The 19,227-nt window shown below is 53.9% G+C and carries 16 protein-coding genes and 3 pseudogenes; 17 read left to right on the forward strand and 2 right to left on the reverse strand.

Features of this window, described 5'->3' with window-relative positions:
• Positions 1-11: 11 nt before the first annotated feature.
• The 9 genes and pseudogenes from N8E89_RS06975 to N8E89_RS07015 all read left to right on the forward strand — a co-directional run bounded on the left by N8E89_RS06975 (position 12) and on the right by N8E89_RS07015 (position 7,496).
• On the forward strand, positions 12-506 hold the full coding sequence (locus tag N8E89_RS06975; protein ID WP_106662234.1) for a YciE/YciF ferroxidase family protein: 495 nt from the start codon (positions 12-14) through the stop codon (positions 504-506).
• Positions 507-671: 165 nt separating this feature from the next.
• Positions 672-1,211, forward strand: a complete 540-nt coding sequence (locus tag N8E89_RS06980) for a cysteine hydrolase family protein (protein WP_315975679.1) — start codon at positions 672-674, stop codon at positions 1,209-1,211.
• A gap of 227 nt (positions 1,212-1,438) precedes the next feature.
• Entirely contained in the window at positions 1,439-2,569 is a 1,131-nt protein-coding gene (dnaJ, locus tag N8E89_RS06985) for a molecular chaperone DnaJ (protein WP_113172616.1), read from the forward strand.
• 84 nt (positions 2,570-2,653) lie between these two features.
• Positions 2,654-3,251 (forward strand): annotated as a pseudogene (pmtA, locus tag N8E89_RS06990) (phospholipid N-methyltransferase PmtA).
• A 51-nt stretch (positions 3,252-3,302) separates the two neighbouring features.
• The gene (locus N8E89_RS06995; protein ID WP_106662237.1) at positions 3,303-3,887 is read left to right on the forward strand and encodes an NADPH-dependent FMN reductase; all 585 of its coding nucleotides are present in this window, start codon (positions 3,303-3,305) and stop codon (positions 3,885-3,887) included.
• A 93-nt stretch (positions 3,888-3,980) separates the two neighbouring features.
• Entirely contained in the window at positions 3,981-4,679 is a 699-nt protein-coding gene (gene pyrF / locus N8E89_RS07000; protein WP_113172615.1) for an orotidine-5'-phosphate decarboxylase, read from the forward strand.
• 138 nt (positions 4,680-4,817) lie between these two features.
• Positions 4,818-5,106 (forward strand): annotated as a pseudogene (locus N8E89_RS07005) (DUF1330 domain-containing protein).
• A 185-nt stretch (positions 5,107-5,291) separates the two neighbouring features.
• The gene (locus N8E89_RS07010) at positions 5,292-6,569 is read left to right on the forward strand and encodes a polyhydroxyalkanoate depolymerase (RefSeq protein WP_113172613.1); all 1,278 of its coding nucleotides are present in this window, start codon (positions 5,292-5,294) and stop codon (positions 6,567-6,569) included.
• Positions 6,570-6,881: 312 nt separating this feature from the next.
• Positions 6,882-7,496: a transglutaminase-like cysteine peptidase gene (locus N8E89_RS07015; protein WP_106662241.1), complete on the forward strand. Its 615-nt coding sequence runs from the start codon at positions 6,882-6,884 to the stop codon at positions 7,494-7,496.
• 53 nt (positions 7,497-7,549) lie between these two features.
• Here N8E89_RS07015 and N8E89_RS07020 read toward each other — a convergent pair.
• Positions 7,550-8,453 (reverse strand): annotated as a pseudogene (locus N8E89_RS07020) (YifB family Mg chelatase-like AAA ATPase); the annotation flags it as partial.
• Positions 8,454-8,508: 55 nt separating this feature from the next.
• On the opposite strand from N8E89_RS07020, the gene N8E89_RS07025 reads away from it, so the two are divergent.
• The gene (locus N8E89_RS07025; RefSeq protein ID WP_262261539.1) at positions 8,509-10,047 is read left to right on the forward strand and encodes a recombinase family protein; all 1,539 of its coding nucleotides are present in this window, start codon (positions 8,509-8,511) and stop codon (positions 10,045-10,047) included.
• A 267-nt stretch (positions 10,048-10,314) separates the two neighbouring features.
• Here N8E89_RS07025 and N8E89_RS07030 read toward each other — a convergent pair whose 3' ends face one another.
• The gene (locus N8E89_RS07030; protein WP_262261541.1) at positions 10,315-12,876 is read right to left on the reverse strand and encodes a P-loop NTPase; all 2,562 of its coding nucleotides are present in this window, start codon (positions 12,874-12,876) and stop codon (positions 10,315-10,317) included.
• Between the two features lie 292 nt (positions 12,877-13,168).
• Between N8E89_RS07030 and N8E89_RS07035 the strand changes: the two genes are divergently transcribed.
• The 7 genes from N8E89_RS07035 to N8E89_RS07065 all read left to right on the forward strand — a co-directional run bounded on the left by N8E89_RS07035 (position 13,169) and on the right by N8E89_RS07065 (position 19,186).
• Positions 13,169-13,714: a recombinase family protein gene (locus tag N8E89_RS07035; protein WP_262261543.1), complete on the forward strand. Its 546-nt coding sequence runs from the start codon at positions 13,169-13,171 to the stop codon at positions 13,712-13,714.
• 153 nt (positions 13,715-13,867) lie between these two features.
• Positions 13,868-14,464, forward strand: coding sequence for a hypothetical protein (locus tag N8E89_RS07040; protein WP_262261545.1), 597 nt, complete (start codon positions 13,868-13,870; stop codon positions 14,462-14,464).
• A gap of 514 nt (positions 14,465-14,978) precedes the next feature.
• Complete coding sequence (locus N8E89_RS07045) at positions 14,979-15,356, forward strand: hypothetical protein (protein WP_262261547.1); 378 nt, start codon at positions 14,979-14,981, stop codon at positions 15,354-15,356.
• Between the two features lie 190 nt (positions 15,357-15,546).
• Positions 15,547-16,233, forward strand: coding sequence for a hypothetical protein (locus N8E89_RS07050; RefSeq protein ID WP_262261548.1), 687 nt, complete (start codon positions 15,547-15,549; stop codon positions 16,231-16,233).
• 150 nt (positions 16,234-16,383) lie between these two features.
• A complete protein-coding gene (locus N8E89_RS07055) occupies positions 16,384-16,899 on the forward strand; it encodes a hypothetical protein (protein WP_262261549.1) in 516 nt (171 codons plus the stop codon).
• A gap of 247 nt (positions 16,900-17,146) precedes the next feature.
• On the forward strand, positions 17,147-17,644 hold the full coding sequence (gene rnhA / locus N8E89_RS07060; RefSeq protein ID WP_262261550.1) for a ribonuclease HI: 498 nt from the start codon (positions 17,147-17,149) through the stop codon (positions 17,642-17,644).
• A gap of 312 nt (positions 17,645-17,956) precedes the next feature.
• On the forward strand, positions 17,957-19,186 hold the full coding sequence (locus tag N8E89_RS07065; protein WP_262261552.1) for a DNA cytosine methyltransferase: 1,230 nt from the start codon (positions 17,957-17,959) through the stop codon (positions 19,184-19,186).
• Positions 19,187-19,227 lie beyond the last annotated feature (41 nt).

Consider the following 19,227-nt stretch of genomic DNA (forward strand, 5'->3'; position numbering starts at 1 on the left):
GGAGAGATCACATGGCAGATAAAACGCTCCAGACATTGTTTCATGAAACGCTAAAGGACATTTACTACGCCGAACGCAAAATTCTCAAAGCCTTGCCGAAAATGGCGAAGGGTGCAAACTCCTTGGAGCTGAAAGCAGCCTTCGAAAAGCATCGTGACCAGACGGAAGTGCATGTCGAACGTCTTCAGCAGGTGTTCGAACTATTCGGCAAGCGTGCGCAGGGCAAGACATGCGAAGCCATTGAGGGCCTCATAGCAGAGGGTGAAGAAATCCTGGAGGACTTCAAAGGCCAGCCGGCAATCGACGCAGGGCTTGCGTCGGCGGCTCAAGCGGTCGAGCACTACGAGATGGCCCGCTATGGAACTCTGGCCAGGTGGGCAGGGGAGCTTGGTATGAAGGACGCTCAAAAGTTGCTTGCGGCAACCTTGCAGGAAGAGACCGCAACTGACAAAGCGCTGACTGCGCTTGCGGAAGGTTCGCTCAACCAGACCGCGAAAGCCGCCTGAACGTCAGGGGCGTGCCGTCGCAACACATGGCGGCGCGCCCCTGATCCAAAATCTGACGGAGAATGAGCTGTGGCGACAGGCTTGCGGTTTGGCCACCTCGGCCCATGCACAAAGCACTTGTGCGTTGACATGCAGGGCATTTTTACCGGGAACAGCCCTTGGGCAATGCCTTGGTTCGATCGCGTTCTTCCAAATATCCATAAACTGGTTTCATTTTTGCCATCCGGCACAATCTTTACCCGATTTATCCCTGCAGATACGCCGGCATCGGCTGGCGGAAGTTGGAGCCGCTACTACAGAACCTGGTATGCCATGACGCTGGAGCATCTGGAACCGGGCCAGATTGATCTCGTCCCCGAACTCGCAAAATATGTCCCGCCTGCCGCAATGGTCGACAAGCGGGTGTATTCACCTTGGTATTCCGGCGAACTGCAGGCGGTCTTGGCACGGTCCAATACCGACACGCTGATTGTTTCAGGTGGAGAAACGGATGTATGCGTTCTGGCTTCCGTGCTGGGTGCCATCGATGTGGGATACCGGGTAATCGTGGCGACAGATGCAGTATGCAGTTCGTCGGACGAGACACACGACGCTATACAGGTATTTTTTGGTCAGCGGCTATCGCAACAAGTGGAAACGGCCGAAACGGCGGAGATTATCGAGGCGTGGCAAAGCCCACTATTGAGGATTATCCGAAACGGATAAGGTGCGGCGTTCGACCGGAAATTCGCGTCGATGGGAGCGGTAGGGTTTCTTTCCGCGCACCAAAATCGTGGAAGACTTGCCACATAATTGCAATAATGCGCAAATATGCGCCATTTGGGGCGAATCAATATAAGTTGGCTATGGCATTCATGGCGGTGAACACCTAAATACCGGCTTTAAAAGGCTTCTGAAGAAGCATCTGCGATTTTCTAGGAACGAGTGTCTGGATGAAGGCTGACTATTACGAAACCCTCGGCGTAGCGAGAAGCGCTGATGAGAAAGAGCTCAAGAGCGCTTTCCGTAAACTGGCAATGCAATTTCACCCTGACAAGAATCCGGGCGATGCCGATGCCGAGCACCGGTTCAAGGAAATTGGCGAAGCCTACGAAACGCTGAAGGACCCGCAGAAACGCGCTGCCTATGACCGGTTCGGTCATGCTGCCTTCGAGAACGGCGGCATGAATGGCGGCGGTGGTGGATTTGGCGGTGCCGGCGGGTTTGCCGATATTTTCGAAGACATTTTTGGCGAGATGATGGGCGGTGGGCGCCAGCGCCGTTCCGGTGGTCGTGAACGTGGTGCAGACCTGCGCTACAATATGGAAATTACACTCGAAGAAGCCTATACGGGCAAGACGGCGCAGATCAGGGTTCCGACTTCGATCACCTGCGACGAATGTTCGGGTAGCGGCGCCAAACCCGGCACTCAGCCCGTCACATGCAGTATGTGTAGCGGCTCAGGGCGCGTTCGCGCAGCCCAGGGATTCTTCTCCATCGAGCGCACCTGCCCGACCTGTCACGGCCGCGGCCAGATCATCAAGGATCCCTGCCCGAAATGCAGCGGCCAGGGACGCATGACCGAGGAGCGCGCGCTTTCTGTCAATATTCCGGCAGGTATTGAAGACGGCACGCGCATTCGTCTGACCGGTGAAGGCGAGGCTGGCTTGCGTGGCGGCCCGTCCGGCGATCTTTATATTTTCCTGTCTTTGAAACCGCATGAATTCTTCCAGCGGGATGGCGCGGACCTCTATTGCAAGGTTCCCATCTCGATGACGACGGCGGCATTGGGCGGGCAGTTCGAGGTGGCGACGCTCGATGGCACGCAGACCCGGGTCAAGATCCCCGACGGCACGCAGAATGCCAAGCAGTTCCGCCTGAAGGGCAAGGGCATGCCGGTCCTGCGCCAGCCTGCCATGGGCGACCTCTATATCCAGATCGCAATAGAGACCCCGCAGAACCTCAACAAGCGGCAGCGTGAGCTTCTGGAAGAGTTCGATCGGATCTCTTCGCAAGACAACAGCCCTCAATCTTCAGGTTTCTTTGCTCGCATGAAGGAGTTCTTTGAGGGCCTAAGCGAATAATTTTATTGCTACTTCTCGTTGGAGCGGCCTTGCTTCCGCCACGAGTTGCGTCATAAACTTTTCTGGCTGCGACGGAGGATGAGCATGTCACGACCTTTGGGTAAAAAACTGGCCGAGAAATTCGGCGAGGAAATCCGTTTCTTCAAGGGATGGATGCATGGCCCTAAGGCTGTCGGCTCGATCCTGCCGACGAGTTCCATCACGGCACGCCGCATGGCCAGTGTCGTCAATCCCCATTCGGGCCTCCCCGTACTTGAGCTTGGACCTGGAACCGGTGTCATCACCCGTGCGATTCTCAACCGCGGTGTTGAGCCTTCAAATCTCTATAGTGTCGAGTACTCGCCGGATTTTGCTGAACACCTGCGCGAAGATTTCCCCGGCGTGAACATCGTCGAGGGCGATGCTTTCAACCTGGATGTGACACTCGGCGACAAACGCGATCAAAAGTTTGATCTCGGTGGTCTCTGCGGTGCCGCTTCTGAATTTTCCTGTCGGCGATCGTGTCAAGATAATCGAGGATCTGTTGCGCCGGATTCCGCATGGACGCCCCATTGTGCAGATCACCTATGGGCCCATGTCGCCTGTCCCTGCCGGACGCGGCAATTACAAGATCGAGCACCTCGATTTCATCATTCGCAATGTTCCGCCGGCCCGGCTTTGGGTCTACCGCCGGGTCGACTGAAAATCTATAGTCCCTTTTCCGACATATCGTACACAGTAGCGAGGGGCTTTGATGCTGCCTAAAATTCTGGTCTTTGCCGGCTCCAACCGTACGGGTGCCTATAGCAAGCAGGTGGCCAATGTGGCCGCGAGAACCTTGGTGGAGCTCGGGGCCGAGGTGACGCGCATTGCGCTGATCGACTATCCGCTGCCCATCATGGACCAGGATCTGGAAAAGGAAAAAGGCATTCCGGAAAACGCGATGAAGCTTGGCCGGCTGTTTGCCGCCCATGACGGCATCCTTATCGCTTCACCCGAGTACAATTCCTCGATCCCGCCGCTTCTGAAGAACACGATCGATTGGGTAAGCCGGATTTCCAAGGATGGCGAAAAGCCTTTCAAACCCTATGCAGGCAAGATTGTAGGGCTCTGCTCCTCTTCCGAAGGAAATTTCGGCGGTGCCCGTGGCCTCTATCATTTGCGCTCCGTTCTGATGAATGTCGGTACGCAGATCATCACCGAACAGTGCTCAGTTATTCGGGCGCATCAGGCTTTCGCCGAAGATGGTTCCTTCCTTGATGACCATACTGCCAAGTCGATGCAGCGGGTCTGCCAATCGCTGATCGACCATACGAGATTCGCCGTTTCCCGCCGGTAACCGCGATTTCATTGCCGGTTATGCTCATGACGTATTTCCTCGAGGGCTCTTCTGTGCGATGGGGGAGCGATCAACAATATAAGGTGGTTTGTCATGACGGATGCGGCTTTGCGCGAGCGCCTGATCGTAGGCCTTGATGTGCCGACACTTAACGTAGCCGAGCAGATCGTCAGCGAACTCGGCGATGCGGTGTCGTTCTACAAGATCGGCTATCAGCTGGCATTTGCGGGCGGGCTTGGCTTTGCCAGCGAGCTTGCAGGCTCGGGCAAGAAAGTCTTTCTCGACATGAAGCTGCTCGACATCGACAATACTGTTGCCAAGGGTGTCGAGAACATTGTCAAGATGGGGGTCTCGATGCTGACGCTGCATGCCTATCCCAAAGCCATGAAGGCGGCGGTCGCGGCTGCCCGCGGATCGGACATCTGCCTCCTTGGGGTCACGGTCCTGACCTCGATGGACCAGCAGGATATAGTCGATGCAGGCTATGAGCATGATCCGCATACACTGGTCCTGATCCGGGCTGAACAGGCGCTTCGTGCAGGGATGGGCGGGGTAGTCTGTGCGGCGACGGAAGCCGCCGCGGTGCGCAAGATCGTCGGGCAGGACCTTGCTGTCGTCACGCCTGGCATCCGGCCAGTTGGCGCCGATGCCGGCGATCAGAAGCGCGTTATGACGCCCGCCGATGCGCTCCGTTCCGGTGCGAGCCATCTGGTCGTTGGACGGCCGATCGTCGGGGCGCCGGACCGCAAGGCGGCGGCTGAGGCGATCCTTGCGGAAATGTCGAATGCTTGAGGCAGCACCACTGGCGAGAATTGCATGAGGTTTGAGCAAGATCCGCTCAAGAATCATTGAATCTTGCCCAGGAATTGGCTGGAATGGCTTAAATTTCTCAACTCTACCGGGCAATCCGGTTGTGAAAGGATGAATAGAATGGCCAAGGGATACTGGATTGCGCGGGTCGACGTGAGGGATACGGAACGCTACAAGGACTATGTATCGACGGCAAAACCCGCCTTCGAAAAGTACGGCGCCAACTTTCTGGCGCGTGGCGGTGACTATCACGTGCTGGAAGGTCAGGCGCGCGCCCGCAACGTGGTCATCGAAGTTCCCGTCACTGCAGGCCGCAGTCGATTGCTACAATTCGCCGGAATATCAAGCCGCAAAGGCAATCCGCATCACCGTCGCCGACGGCGAAATGCTGGTTGTCGAAGGGGTCTGAAGGGACTGACGTTCCATTCAACCGCAATGCAACTGTAGATAGCGAACATTTTTCTGTTCCCTTATTCTTTTGTTGCATTGCAATATCGGTGGAACCCGGTAGGGTCACTGACCAATCAAGATTATTTTTACCTGTAAGGGTGACGTAGCCTGGATTGCCGTTGTGTCGATCGATCGGAAAATGGAATGTTCTACCAGCTTTATGAACTCAACCATGCCGCGCTCCAGCCCTACCGGGCTTTCGCCGATGCAACCAAGTTATTCTACGATAACCCATTGAATCCATTGTCTCAAACGGTGGTGGGGCGCTCCATAACCGCGATGTGCGAACTGTTCGAACGCACCACGCGCGCCTATGGCAAGCCTGTCTTCGACCTGCCGACAACCTTGATTGATGGAATCGAAACCGATGTGAAGGAAAAGATCGTTTGGTCAAAGCCCTTCTGCAACGTCATTCATTTCAAGCGCTCCCTCGCGGCCACGCGCCCTGGCGATCCGAAGATTCTCGTGGTCGCGCCCATGTCGGGACATTATGCAACGCTACTGCGGGGGACGGTTGAAGCACTGCTCCCGCATGCTGAAGTCTATATCACCGATTGGGTCGATGCGCGCACTGTTCCGCTTAGCGACGGCAATTTCGATCTCGATGACTACATCGATTATGTCATTGAAATGTTTCATGCATTGGGTGAAGATACCCATGTTGTGGCTGTCTGCCAGCCCTCGGTCCCGGTTCTCGCCGCCGTTTCCATCATGGAAGCAAATGACGATCGTTACTCACCCTCCAGTATGACATTGATGGGGGGGCCGATCGATACCCGCAAGAATCCGACGGCCGTCAACAAGCTGGCTGAGGAAAAAGGCATCAACTGGTTCCGCGACAATGTGATCATGTCGGTTCCTTGGCCGCATGCCGGATTCATGCGTGACGTTTATCCTGGCTTCCTGCAGCTGTCCGGCTTCATGAGCATGAACCTGGACCGCCATATTACAGCGCATAAGGAATTCTTCATGCATCTGGTCGAGGAAGACGGAGATTCCGCTGACAAGCATCGGGAATTCTACGATGAATACCTGGCGGTCATGGATCTGACGGCGGAATTTTACTTGCAGACGGTTGATACGGTGTTCGTGCGCCAAGCGTTGCCGAAAGGCGAAATGACCCATCGCGGAGTGCCGGTTGACCCCGCCGCCATTCGAACTGTCGCGCTTCTCACCGTTGAGGGTGAGAATGACGATATATCTGGTGTTGGTCAGACCAAGGCAGCGCAGACCCTTTGCGTCAATATTCCGAAAGAGATGCGGATGCATTATCTTCAACCGAAAGTTGGCCACTATGGTGTATTCAACGGGTCGCGTTTCCGTGCCGAAATTGCACCACGTATCGTCCAGTTTGTTAACGATCACGCACAGGTGAACCGCAATAGCAATGTGACGCCGATAGGAAAACGCGCACGAGCCTAACCCGTTTGATGTAGCCGGCATGAAACACGAACGAATTTCACACTTGGCAAGCCGCTAACCCCCGGTCCAGCCAGCAGTTTTTAAAAAAGAAATTAAAACAATGACATAGTAATGGGTTTGCGGCGCAATGGGTCGCCGAAATTTCGTGCACGACACTCGGTTCTAATTCTCAATAATATTCGGAACATGCAAAACCTCCAATTTTAACCATATATTAACAATGGCGGGACCGTGGCGCCATTGTGATTGACTCATGTCCCCTCCCGCCGTTAACGTTTTGTTAACGATGGCTGATCGGGTTTGGAGTGGGGCATGTTCGGAGCGGCAAGGGTTATGAAGTGCATGGGGATTGCAGTAGCACTCCTTATGGTGTCGCTTGGTGCAAACCCCGCTTCGGCATCCGAGGCATTCATGACCACAGGTGGTCTGACATCGCAACCAATCGGCCACTATGAATTCTGCAAGCGCACGCCGGACGAGTGCTCCATCCGCAGCCGCAATGTGATGCCCGAAAAGATGAACCATGATTTCTGGCAGCTGATCGTCAGCATCAACAGCAGTGACAACCAGAAGATAAAGCCATTGACTGACATGGAGATCTATGGCGTCGAGGAATATTGGGCCTATCCCGACAAGGTCGGCGATTGCGAAGACTACGTGCTGCTTAAGCGGCGTGATCTGATGCAGGCGGGGATATCTCCAGCCAATCTCCTGATTACCGTGGTTCGCAAGCCCGATGGCGAGGGCCATGCGGTTCTGACCGTGCGCACCGACAAGGGGGATTTCGTCCTTGATAATCTGGTCGATGGCGTGAAGAACTGGTCAGAGACCGAGTACACGTATCTCAAGCGGCAGGCGACCAATAATACTGGCCGCTGGGTCAGCATCGAAGCGCCTACCAACATTCTGGTCGGTTCGGTTCAGTAAAAAATCAATATTGGAGGGCGTGCCGGATCGAAAGGTCCGGCACGTTCGCTTGGTCATGCCGCTTGGTTAACGGTGTCGGCGGCGATACGGTAGGAAATTGCTTCGGCAAGGTGAATGCGTCCGACGGTCTCTTGGCCGTCGAGATCGGCCAATGTTCGCGCTACTTTCAACACGCGATGGTAGGCGCGGGCAGAAAATCGCATCTGCTCGCTGGCCTGCTGCAGCAGCGAAATGCCCTGACCATCGGGTTGTGCGACTTGTTCAATCAAGGCAACCGAACATTGTGCGTTGGTTGTGATGGAGGGAACGCCTAATTCTTCGTAGCGCCGCTTCTGTATAGCGCGCGCTCGTGCAACCCGCGCGGCGACAACGGCGCTGCTTTCTGAAGCGGAAGGGCGGATGAGATCGGTAGCGCTGACGGATGGAACGTCGACCCTTATATCGATGCGATCCAGCAACGGACCGGAAATCCGTGCCTGATAATCCTGTCGGCAACGTGGTCCACGGGCGCATTGATGACCTGGCTCGCCTGCCATACCGCAGCGGCAGGGATTCATGGCGGCAACAAGCTGGATTTGCGCCGGATAGGAAATGCGGTGATTGGCCCGCGCGATCATGCACTCTCCCGTTTCCAGTGGTTGACGAAGCGAGATCAAGCACCTGCGGTGTGAATTCGGGAAACTCATCCAGGAAAAGCACACCGCGATGGGCTAAGGACACTTCACCCGGACGGGCCCGAATGCCGCCACCGAACATTGCCGCCATGGAAGCGGAATGATGTGGCGCGCGAAATGGCCGTCTGTCCGTCAGCTTTCCACCCATGAGCTCGCCCGCAATCGAGGCGATCATTGATACATCGAGCAGCTCCCTCGGCAGGAGGGGTGGCAAGATTGAGGGCAACCGCTGTGCCAGCATGGATTTGCCCGATCCTGGCGGCCCCATCATGAGAACGTTGTTGACATAGGGCCTTCCGCCGTTTAGCCATGGATTGACACTCAACAAGAGACGACTCATGAAAGCTACCCAGCCGCGAGCCTACTCGTACGTACGGTTCTCCACTCCCGAGCAACAGCATGGTGACAGTCATCGGCGACAGACCCAGATGGCGGCGGCGTATGCCGCGAAGCATGGACTGCAACTGGATACGGAATTGAATATGGCCGATCTGGGTGTGTCAGCGTATCGCGGCAGGAACTTGGCGGACGGGGCGCTAGGCATGTTCTTACAATTGGCTGAGGCTGGCGACATCCCGCATGGGAGTTTCCTGCTGGTTGAAGCGCTGGACCGACTATCGCGACAGACTGCGAGGCGAGCGGTGCGGGTCTTGGAGAGCATCGTGGAATCTGGAGTCACTGTTGTTACTCTCGACAATGAGAAGCGGTACACGGTTGAGGGGTTGGATAGCGACCCCATGGACCTGATGATGAGCATGATGTTTTTCATCAGGGCCAATGAGGAGAGCGCTACGAAGGCTCGGCGGTTGAAGGCGGCGTGGCACGGTAAGCGCGTCAAGGCAGTCGAGCAGGGTAAACCGATGACCAGCAAGTGCCCCGCTTGGCTAAGACTGAAGGACGATCGATCTGGGTACGATGCCATTGAGCAGAGAGCAGGCGTTGTTCGGGAGATCTTCAGGTGGACCATAGCGGGCATAGGTCAGCATCAGATTGCCCTGAGGTTGAACGATGGAGGCGTCAAGACGTGGGGTCGGGGGGCAGCGTGGCAGAGGTCGTACATCGCCAAGATACTCCGTAACGCGGCGACCGTTGGAACCTACGTCCCCCACACCGCTGACATCGTAGACGGCAAGAAGGTGCGGACGGCGCAACAGGTGGTCGAAGGGTTCTATCCCCCAGTGATCGACTGGGAGACGTTCGATGCCGTTCAGGGCCTACTCAATGCTGGAACGACGCCAAAGACCGTAGCTACCAAAGGCGTCCAAAACGTGCTCGCAGGGTTAGCTAAGTGCGGACGGTGTGGGGCGACGATGACCCGCGTGATGAAGGGTAAGCGGTCCCAGCCGAAGCTGGCATGTACGACAGCCAAGCGGAAACTGGGTTGTCAGTACGTGGGCGTACGGTGCGATCTGGTCGAGGATGCAATCAGGGATTTTGCCGAGTGGGTTCATGGTGTGGTGCCGTCGCCGGATGCGGAATTGCAGGACCAATACGAGAGGGCGGAAAGGGCCGTAGAAGCGACCCAGGACCGCGTTCAAAACCTCGTAGGTGCCATCGAGTCCAGCGGAGGTTCAATGGCACTCATCCAGGCGCTTCGGGCGAACGAAGTGGTACTGATAGACGCTGTAGCTGAACGCAATAAGATTGCCGAAGTTATGGCGACAGGGATGACGAACAGGGTCGATAACTTGGTTGACCAGTTCCAGCAGGCGACAATCGAAGGTGACCTAGCGAGGACGAATGGGGCGCTGAGGTTGTTGTTTAGTCACGCGACCGTGGACTTCGAAGAGGGCGTTATCGGGATGCGGTGGAGACACGCGCCTAGCGAGGTTGTACGGGTTCGGTACCATCACGGATTTTTTACAGAGAAAAAATAATAAAAATCTGCGAGCTACCAATTAGATTAAGCGGCCTTGCGCAGTACCCCCCCGGTGCCCCTCCGGCGACCACAGGGATACTGGACCAGGGCTTTCGGCACACACGGTTCGACCGGGGTGGGCCGTCTGGAAAAGCAGATGATTTCGAAGTGGTGCCAGCTATCCGCCAAGATGGCCGATGTTGTTCCATGGTCACTTGTCAAAGGCAGCAAAAGGAAAAGGCGAGAGCCTTGGCCTATGGGTAGAGGCACCCTGCCTGCTGTAAGCCTAACGCTTATGCTTACGACGTCTGCGATGGTCCGGCCGACCGTTCTGTGAGGACTGACCGATCTCCCACGTACCGAGCGTGATGTAGTGGGCAAGGCGCTCTCTTGCCCGATCTATCTGCATATTGGTACGCCGCATCGCCTCGATAAGCCGGAAATATCGCTGCGCGGCAAATAAAGCGGATTTATGCTGATCGTGCTTAATTAGCGCGGATACGTGTCTATCAGCCAGCGTCACAATGGGATAAAAATCCGTCTCAACATTTTGCGAAGCATGAAGACCTTCTAACGTTTCCACGGCATCACCGATCAGAGCGACAGTAGTCGCATCGTAAGTGTTGCGATTGTTTGCCACTCGCAACTGGAGGTCGGCTAAAGCATGGACCGCAAAGATGTTTTCAGGATAGGCCGCTATCGACTTCTCCAACGCTCGCAATGCCGGCTCAAGTTCGCCGAACATGACAAGGTATTGTCCGTATTGTAGCCAAAAATGGCCGTCGAGCTGAAACTCAATCTCGAAACTTTGAAATACTCGTAGACCTTCTTCAACTTCGTTTCGCCGACGAGCCAAGTCGCCAATGAAGTTGTGATTCAGAATGAATTTGAACAGTAGTCCGTCCAGCCGATCTACATTCTTTACAATTGGGAGGGCATATTTTGTGTAGGTTCGGAGCGTCTCGACTGCGGCCTCCACTACGGCTGAGAAGCCCGCAACGTTTTCTATAATATGTCGAACATATAACTCATGGCGTGCAACTAGGCGTCCCAAAGAATTGGCACTCACAATGCCTTCAAGTTGGCGCATTGCACCCTCGAATGACAATCCCATTCGAAGCCGATTGTACGCCTCACGCGCTGCCGACTGGGAAATACCGGTCCGCGAGATTGTTGCGAGACCGACAATTAAGAATAGCGCCTTGGTGTCATCGTCCGGAAGGTTTTCATACTCGTCGGTGATGACTTTCGTAAACTTTTCGGAAGCCGTTGTCTCTTTTAGAGCGATCAGAAGTTGCTCTTGTGACGCTGCAAGCTTTTGCGTTCTCTCGCTCGGGTTCATCTTCAGGAACCTCGGAGACGGAACATATTGCAATAATCGTTCAATCAGGGCCGGATAATCTTTTTTAACAAACCGTTGGAATTCAAAAGACGTCGCAAAATCCCCTACGCGCCGTTCTATGTGTTGTCGCCACTCATTTGATCGGGCACTGGTAATGAGGGTAAGTTTTCCTCGCGGAAGGGCTAGAGCATCCTCGCTGAGTGCATCGCCGTATATGAAAGCATCCCCGAGGTAAACGACAGCATGATCGTCTTTGTGAAGCTGCGCGATCAGCTCAAGTGACGAGCGCAGAGATTTCACGTCGCCCTTCAATTCGTAGATGGCCGTTCCATCATGCTCTCGGACATATCTGAGGAGCGACTGAAGAAGCGCAGTTGTTTTTCCGCTGCCGGATTGTCCGTAGACAACGAACATTCGGTCTCCGGCAGCTATGGAAGACGAAAGTGACTCATACAGATCATCCGTTGCGCTGAGCCAAACCGGTATGTCGCTCGCGGCGATTCTCCAGCTTGGTGGCTCTCCTTCGAGGAAGGCTCGCGCAGCTTGTTGGCGTTTCAACCCTTGAAGTTCATCCGCTTTGCTTTTGGCATTCTGCCAAGTATGGACCAAAATGGAGTTGGCCGTACTGATCTCTGCTCGCGTTGGCGATATTCTGGATGCAACGGTCTCGGTGAATGAATTTCTTTCCCTGCTGATTTCCAAGGGGCTCATGCTTCGGCCAACAGTTCTCCGAAGCCAGTCGATAAAATCGGCCAGTGTTCCCTGAACCACAGTGATGTTTCGAGCTTGGTACGCAGCTTTTTGGAGTGGGGTGAACTCATCAGGCGTGATCAAAAAGGCCGTGCCTAATGACGCATTCGCGTTCGGACGTGCTCGGTCAAGTTCTGCTGAAAGAATGGGCTCCCTTAGCGTACTGCCAATAAAGATTGGCACATGTGTCGCATAGTCGGTCGCGGCTTGCCGATACCAGTCATGCTTATCACTATTCAGCCTCCGATTGTATTCGGATGGACCAAATATAAAACCGTGTTCCGGTTTGGAGGCCTCACCATGCAGGTGAACAACGTGGAGATATTCAATTCCTTCGTCGGCGGCTACCCTGTCATTCAGTCCATTGTAGTACCGCCGAAGCTGTACAGGAGATCGAACATTTTCGATGGCGTCATCAATATTCCAAGTATACAGTCGGCACCAGCTGTACTGAAAAAGCTCGTTTAACTCGTCAGCGGGGGTGATACGGGTAAATTCCTTCCGAAACAGCTGATGGAGTTGCACCTCGCTTAATCTCGGGCCCACGGCCTGGATGACCTCAGGCAAATCTTCGTTTGCGTAAGGAAGCCCTGCCATTTGGGCGAGTTCGCCTGCAAGAGCTTTTCCCAATTTGACCTTCTGCCCCTGTGCGTTCAGCGATGTAGCGGATGTCCCGGCGCCGAGCAATAATACTGCGTTACCATCTCTGACGGCCTTTTTAAGCAGGTTGCTGTCATGCTCACTGATCTCGAACATTCGCCCTCCAAGATTGCCCTGTCAAACATTGGTAGCGACAATTTTGGAGCTTGCATATGGGGTTCCTGATTTTGGCAATGGTTGTCCAATGGCAATGAAAAATTTGAGGAAAATTTGCGAGGTCGGCAGTTGAGCCAACGTTCAGTGCATTGCCTCTATGGGGTTCCCACCAACAGCTTGTCTCAGAAAGTATACGTCTGAGACATTTTTCCACGTAGAGCCTATTGACTGTGTCTCATCTATGTCTCACAAGAGTGTTCTCAGAAACACTAAGACGTTGGAGACATCGACCATGACCATCGTAGCCTATGCTCGCGTATCGTCCACCGGACAATCACTTGACGTCCAGCTTGAGAAAATAGGTGCATTGAAGCCTTCGAAAGTGTTTCAGGAGAAGCTGTCAGGCGTAGACCGGGATCGACCGGAGTTGCAGAAGGCAATCGAGTATTGCCGTGAAGGTGACGTGTTCGTTGTGACTAAGATCGACCGCCTTGCTAGATCAACGCGCGACCTCTTGAACATTATCCATGAGTTGTCCGCGAAGAGCGTGGAGTTCAAGGTACTGGATCAGAGCATCGATACGACCACTCCCACTGGAAAGCTCACTTTGGGGATACTAGCGAGCGTTGCCGAGTTTGAGAATAACATCCGCAAGGAGCGACAGGCTGATGGCATCGCGAAGGCTCGTAGGGACGGCAAACAGCTTGGGCGACACCCGAAGATGACGGAGGATACCATTCAGACAATAAGGGCATTGCGATCTGAAGGTTTAATGATCAAGGACATCATCCAGCAGACGGGCATGTCCAAAGCTTCGGTGTATCGGGCATTGGCTTGAGTAATCTAGGGTCAGGTGACATCTGATGCGTCAAAAACAGCATTCTCACCTCGACCCTTATCAATGTTGACCTGGCGGCGGCCTGTATTATGCAAGATGCTACGCAGGCCATGGAACCCTAGCCGCACCCAGCATGAAGCTTATGGAATTGAGATGCCTCGTAAAAAATCTCCAATCGAAGTCAAACCGGGTAAAGACGGCTTCTACGATTATACGTCCACTGCCAAGGCCTTCCAATTTCGGGTCTATAAGTCTCGGGGAACGCCGAAGCTGGGATCGGCCACGGAAAAAAAGGCGGCCATCAACGCCTATTTGCGTGCCAAGGATAACGAACGTATCACAGGGGAGCCTATGAAGCACCAGCGGAAAAAGCGCGTTCCACAACCCCGCCCGGCCCGAATGAACAGCCTCGACATGGGCAGGCCTGTGTTGCCTACGGAAGCTAGAATCATGGCGCGACGGATCACCGATCAATTCTCGAAGAGGCTGTACAAGTTCCCTGATGAAGTTGGCGGTGGCTATCAGGAACATCCGTCTTCATGGTCGGCGCTGGCAATTTCATTCGGTCGACACTTTGGTGGCAGCGGAGCCGAGGCCATGCGATGGCTGTGTCAGCACCTTTTCGAAGTCCATGGATGCAAGCGGATGGAGCCTTGTCGCATCGAAGCCAAATTAAAAGCGAATGCGGCTAAGTATGGCCGCGCTTGGAAAGACGAGTTTTCAAGCATTGTTGACCGGTTTGGATTCTAAATTCAGAGTATCTATCAGTATTAAAATTTGATAGAGTTAATGGGAAAGTTACATCAAAGGAATTCAGTCCACAAATAACCTATAGAAGGTGAAATCAGCAAATTTGTGCGATTGTCGACTTATAAATTATCACGAATTGCGCGTAATACTAGTTGAATCTATATTTGCGTCAGAATTCCGCCATAAGTAACACCACTCGGACAAAATTGATATAATATCCAAGCGTATGAGCCCTTTCGATGTCTTAGGGTCGACCGGTGCGGGCCAGTGGCAACTGGCGCTCCTCGTAGCGCTATTTGAGCGCATTAGGCCTAGAGGGCACCGCTCAACGTTGAAGGCCATACAACAACGATCCAACAATCTCGGTCGCAGATCAAAGTACGCTGACCAGGCCCAGCAATCGGACCAAGCTCCGATGAATGGTGCAACAACGCCCCGGCAAATATCATTCGAAATTCCGATCCATGGTGGATGGGATAACCGCCGACTTTCGGCAAATCAGGAGAACTAGAAAATGAAAACAGTCAAATTCAACATAGTCACGATGGATGCCTTGGATTCGAAGTCACGCGATAGCGACTTGATGTTCTTGTGGCTGGAAATAATTGGCTTCGATCTCAAAGAAATTAAGGCAGCACTCAGAAAGGCTCGCGCTACGGTACGGTCAATCAAAACTGAACTAAATGACGTCGACGCCAGCGAGCAAACCCTGCGCAGCCTACGCATTCGCTTAGGCAAGGCCGAGCGTAAGGTATCCAAAATGCTTGGGGAGGTCGAGCGAACCAAGTCGTGGGAAGCTCGATATCAAAACCTGCACCGGCAAGCGGTCGAGGCGGTTCGGCAGGAGATTGATGCTCGACAGGCGGCTCGTGAGGCATCGCTTGCGGCATAATCTGACACCCGTGCGACGATCCATAACCGTCTCCCCATGACACCCTAATCCATTGCCGCTGCTTAAATGAAACCTCGCCCCCGTGCCTTTAGGTCTAGGTACGACTTTCGGCCATGCTGTGAGAACGCATGAACAGGGAAGCCACTTCTCTGTATTTGACCCCAATCCACAGGATGAGATTTAGACACATATGAGAATCTGCAAGGCTGACGGCTGCTTCGTGCAGCCCAAAGGCTATAGCTCGTACTGCGAGCGTCACAAGAGAACCTTGGCCCGCCACGGTCATCCACATCAGAAGGGTATCAAGAAGTCCGAACTTAAACCCTACATCAAAGACATCGAGACCTACTTAACCACGTCATCCGCATCGAATGCGGTTGCCACCCTAAACGATATTTGGTTCCGCACAGTACGAAGGGCCCAAAACCATATTAACAGCTCCAGCGATGGTGTTCCCTTCAATGTCCACACAATGAACGCTTCCAAGGCAATCGTGTCACTATCCAAGGAGGTAGACAGCATCATCATCTGCAAGGTCCTGATGGCAATGGGCTTCTGGTACGAATTCAACCAGAGGCAATGGAAACACGACGAAGGGTTTCGTTTCCAGACTGTTAGAATGTTGCTGCGGCTAAATCCACGCGAAGCAGCGTACCAGTGGTCCATGCACGGAATGACGCGATCTGTTTATCGCGAGGTCCCACCAAAGACCACCAAGGCACTTTGGTCGATCATCAATGAGACCAAGCTCGTTGGCTTCGGTATGGAAATAGCAAAGCGCAAAGTTGAAGACCTGAATGAACGGCAACGATTGTTTGATAAGGAGCGAGCCGCCGTTCTTGGACAGGCCATGATCGAACCTAGGGAGACCGTGTAGCCTTGGAATACACCACAGAGACCCTGGATCGAGCATCCGGGGATCTCATAATCAAGTCTCTTGGGGAATGGATAACTGTCACAGAGTATGGACAGGCTAAGGGAGAAGGACCGCGGAAAACTCGAGCAATCCTGAAGGCGATGGGGCTTCTTGCTCCAGAACATTTTGGACAATCTGACAACGTTCGATATCGAGATCACGCCAGAGGCGGTAGCGGATGGATTAGGGAAACGCATCCAGCCAAAGGTCGGGAAGTATCCCTTCGATGTCCTATCTCCCTTTGGTCAGCGTTGGGCAGATGAAAGATGGACTGAAGCCGCTCGCAAGATCGAATCAAAGTCATTAGACAGCCCTACCAAACGGCTCGCCAGGGCACGACTTGACGAGTTTATCCAGAGTAGGCGAACAGCCATGACACCGCAAATGGAAATCTGCTGGCTACTCGATTGCTTCCCGAACCTATTGCAGTCCGATATCTGCGACATCCTCGGGGTGCCGAAGCAGACGGTCAGCAGATATGCAGGCATCAGGTCGTCCAACCTGACGAAAGCGCGATCGAAGATGTCAGCCCCTTTGGCCGAGTTCGAGATACTACCTTTTAACTCATTGGGCGACCTCATTAATGGACAAGATGTGGCCTACGAATTGGTCTGCGGCGGAGCTTAGCGTTGCGAACATCGTAACCAAGGAGTGGGGCTGGTCGGTCCCCCTCTTCATGTCAATGTAACCATCACCTCAAAGAACTTTGGACAGCTTTCGGGCACCTTTGAATACGAAAGGTCGGGCAAGGCCCAACCAATGGGACCGTTGGTCATTTGCCTATATTACTGAAGGAGTCCCACCTCAGAAAATGCCGTGGTCCACACGTCAGTCCAACCGTGATTCATCCAACAACGAAAGGAAACTAACGAAAATGACGATAAATAATTTAGTGGTCGGTCGGCACATCATTATCCACACCGATGGAGCTTGCCTCGGAAATCCGGGCCCTGGCGGTTGGGGCGTAATACTTCAGTCAATGGATGGAGCTCTTCAGTTGAAACGCAAGGAATTTTCTGGCCACGACCCTGACACAACAAACAATCGGATGGAAATGACCGCTGCGATTAAGGCTCTGGAGGCACTTAAGGATGGTGACCATCCGGTTTATGTTCGCAGTGACAGTCAGTATCTTGTACAGGGCATGAATTCTTGGCTGGAAGGTTGGAAAGCACGATTCTGGAAAACCAGCGACCGGAAGTCGGTTTTGAACAAGGACCTCTGGGAGCAATTGGACGGGCTTTCCACTCCTCGTATTCGCTGGGAATGGGTACGTGGCCATGCAGACAATGAACTTAACGTGGCTGTCGATAGCTTGGCGACGTTGGCAGCTAAGACCTTGGTCAATCCGACAGTACTCCAGACAGTTTAGGGTCTGGTCATCCCCATCGACCCACTGGGTTAGGCTCAGCGGAATAACAGTAGATGGCTGGCGTGTTCCTTGCAAGAACTGGAGTAATTTCAGCCTCGGGTCAATACGAACGCGAGGGCGGCGTTGAGCGATCCTCCATGCTGGAGTGTAAGCGGGCGTATCGCCAGTCAAAACCCTGATGAAGCAAAGGCGTAGGCGAGATGGGTGTATGGTGCAGCGCCCGCAAGGCCTCTTCTAACATCATTGACAGGCCACCTACATTTTTTTATGTTCTGTTTTTGTTCCTGGCGACTCCAAAGTTTTAATTTTTTAATGATGAGATACGGCAACGTCGGAAAGCACGTGATCTCGAGAGGGATTTTCATGTCAGATGGTTTAGGTGACTCAGGCCCCATAGTGATCGACTTGTTTTGCGGCGCTGGTGGCCTTAGCGAAGGACTTCGTCAAGCTGGCTTCAATCCACGGGTTGGGGTCGATTTCGACAAGCACGCCGCTGCCACCTATCGTCATAACCACCCCGGCGTACCGGTCATTGAAGGCGACATCGCCAAAGTTAGCGGGGAAGAACTTTTCCGTCTCGCTGGCACTCGCGATATAGATCTGATCGCAGGTGGCCCTAGCTGCCAGGGTTTCAGCACGCATGGAAAGCGCATACAGGATGATCCGCGGAACTTTCTGTTCAAGCACTTCGTGCGCCTGGTCGACGAAGTCAAACCTAAGATGTTCCTTATGGAAAACGTTCGCGGCATGCTGACCTATGCCAAGGGTGAATTTCGCAGGCAAATCGAGGTCGCGTTCGAGGAAATCGGGTATCGCACGGATTTTACACAGGTACTTGCCGCCGACTTCGGAGTGCCACAGATGCGTCACCGAATCTTATTCATCGGAACCCGTGTTGACGAGATCGAACTGTCGTTCCCCGCTCCGACCCATGGTGACGGAATCAAAGGACTTAAGCCGTACGTCACTTTGACTGAAGCCATTTCCGATCTTCCGTTGATGGGCCAAGACTACATCTCGCAGAACCGCGATTACGCATCCCCACCACAGGGGCCCTATCAGGTCTATGCCCGCTCCGGCGCCCCGACAGAGGTAACGATGCATGTCGGGCGACCTCTTTCAAAGCAGGCATCGAGCTTGGCTGCGCACATCGGTCAGGGACAAGGCTTGCGGGCGGCTCCTGTGGGAGTGTTGCCGGAACGATTTAAAAAGATGCGCACTATCGCAAACGGCCAGCTTCGTCGCGATTGTACCACGCTTTATTACAGGCTCGATCCAAACAGACCTTCTTATACGATCACCTGCAATTACAAGAACGTGGCGTCGGGGCCGTTCCTCCATCCACTCGAAGACCGGGCAATCTCTCATCGAGAGGCAGCACGCTGCCAATCATTTCCTGATCATTATCAATTTCTTGGAGCGGGCTTTCCGAGGCAAATTGGAAATGCAGTACCTCCGTTGCTGGCCAAAGCGATCGGCATGCACCTGATCAAGCTTCTGACTGCTGGGACACACGAGCAACACTACCAGCGTGTCGCCTAATGGCCAGCCGAATACGGGCCGATAGGGTCACGCTGGCTCTG

Source organism: Phyllobacterium sp. A18/5-2, assembly GCF_025452215.1.
Lineage (GTDB): Bacteria > Pseudomonadota > Alphaproteobacteria > Rhizobiales > Rhizobiaceae > Phyllobacterium > Phyllobacterium sophorae.

Coding starts and splice junctions, on each gene's coding strand:
- N8E89_RS07030 (WP_262261541.1), bottom strand. CDS start 12,876: ATGTTCGAGATCAGTGAGCATGACAGCAACCTGCTTAAAAAGGCCGTC.
- N8E89_RS07065 (WP_262261552.1), top strand. CDS start 17,957: ATGATGAGATACGGCAACGTCGGAAAGCACGTGATCTCGAGAGGGATT.
- N8E89_RS07015 (WP_106662241.1), top strand. CDS start 6,882: ATGTTCGGAGCGGCAAGGGTTATGAAGTGCATGGGGATTGCAGTAGCA.
- dnaJ (WP_113172616.1), top strand. CDS start 1,439: ATGAAGGCTGACTATTACGAAACCCTCGGCGTAGCGAGAAGCGCTGAT.
- N8E89_RS07050 (WP_262261548.1), top strand. CDS start 15,547: ATGAGAATCTGCAAGGCTGACGGCTGCTTCGTGCAGCCCAAAGGCTAT.
- N8E89_RS07040 (WP_262261545.1), top strand. CDS start 13,868: ATGCCTCGTAAAAAATCTCCAATCGAAGTCAAACCGGGTAAAGACGGC.
- N8E89_RS06980 (WP_315975679.1), top strand. CDS start 672: ATGCCTTGGTTCGATCGCGTTCTTCCAAATATCCATAAACTGGTTTCA.
- N8E89_RS06975 (WP_106662234.1), top strand. CDS start 12: ATGGCAGATAAAACGCTCCAGACATTGTTTCATGAAACGCTAAAGGAC.
- N8E89_RS07045 (WP_262261547.1), top strand. CDS start 14,979: ATGAAAACAGTCAAATTCAACATAGTCACGATGGATGCCTTGGATTCG.
- N8E89_RS07010 (WP_113172613.1), top strand. CDS start 5,292: ATGTTCTACCAGCTTTATGAACTCAACCATGCCGCGCTCCAGCCCTAC.
- N8E89_RS07035 (WP_262261543.1), top strand. CDS start 13,169: ATGACCATCGTAGCCTATGCTCGCGTATCGTCCACCGGACAATCACTT.
- N8E89_RS07025 (WP_262261539.1), top strand. CDS start 8,509: ATGAAAGCTACCCAGCCGCGAGCCTACTCGTACGTACGGTTCTCCACT.
- N8E89_RS06995 (WP_106662237.1), top strand. CDS start 3,303: ATGCTGCCTAAAATTCTGGTCTTTGCCGGCTCCAACCGTACGGGTGCC.
- pyrF (WP_113172615.1), top strand. CDS start 3,981: ATGACGGATGCGGCTTTGCGCGAGCGCCTGATCGTAGGCCTTGATGTG.
- rnhA (WP_262261550.1), top strand. CDS start 17,147: ATGACGATAAATAATTTAGTGGTCGGTCGGCACATCATTATCCACACC.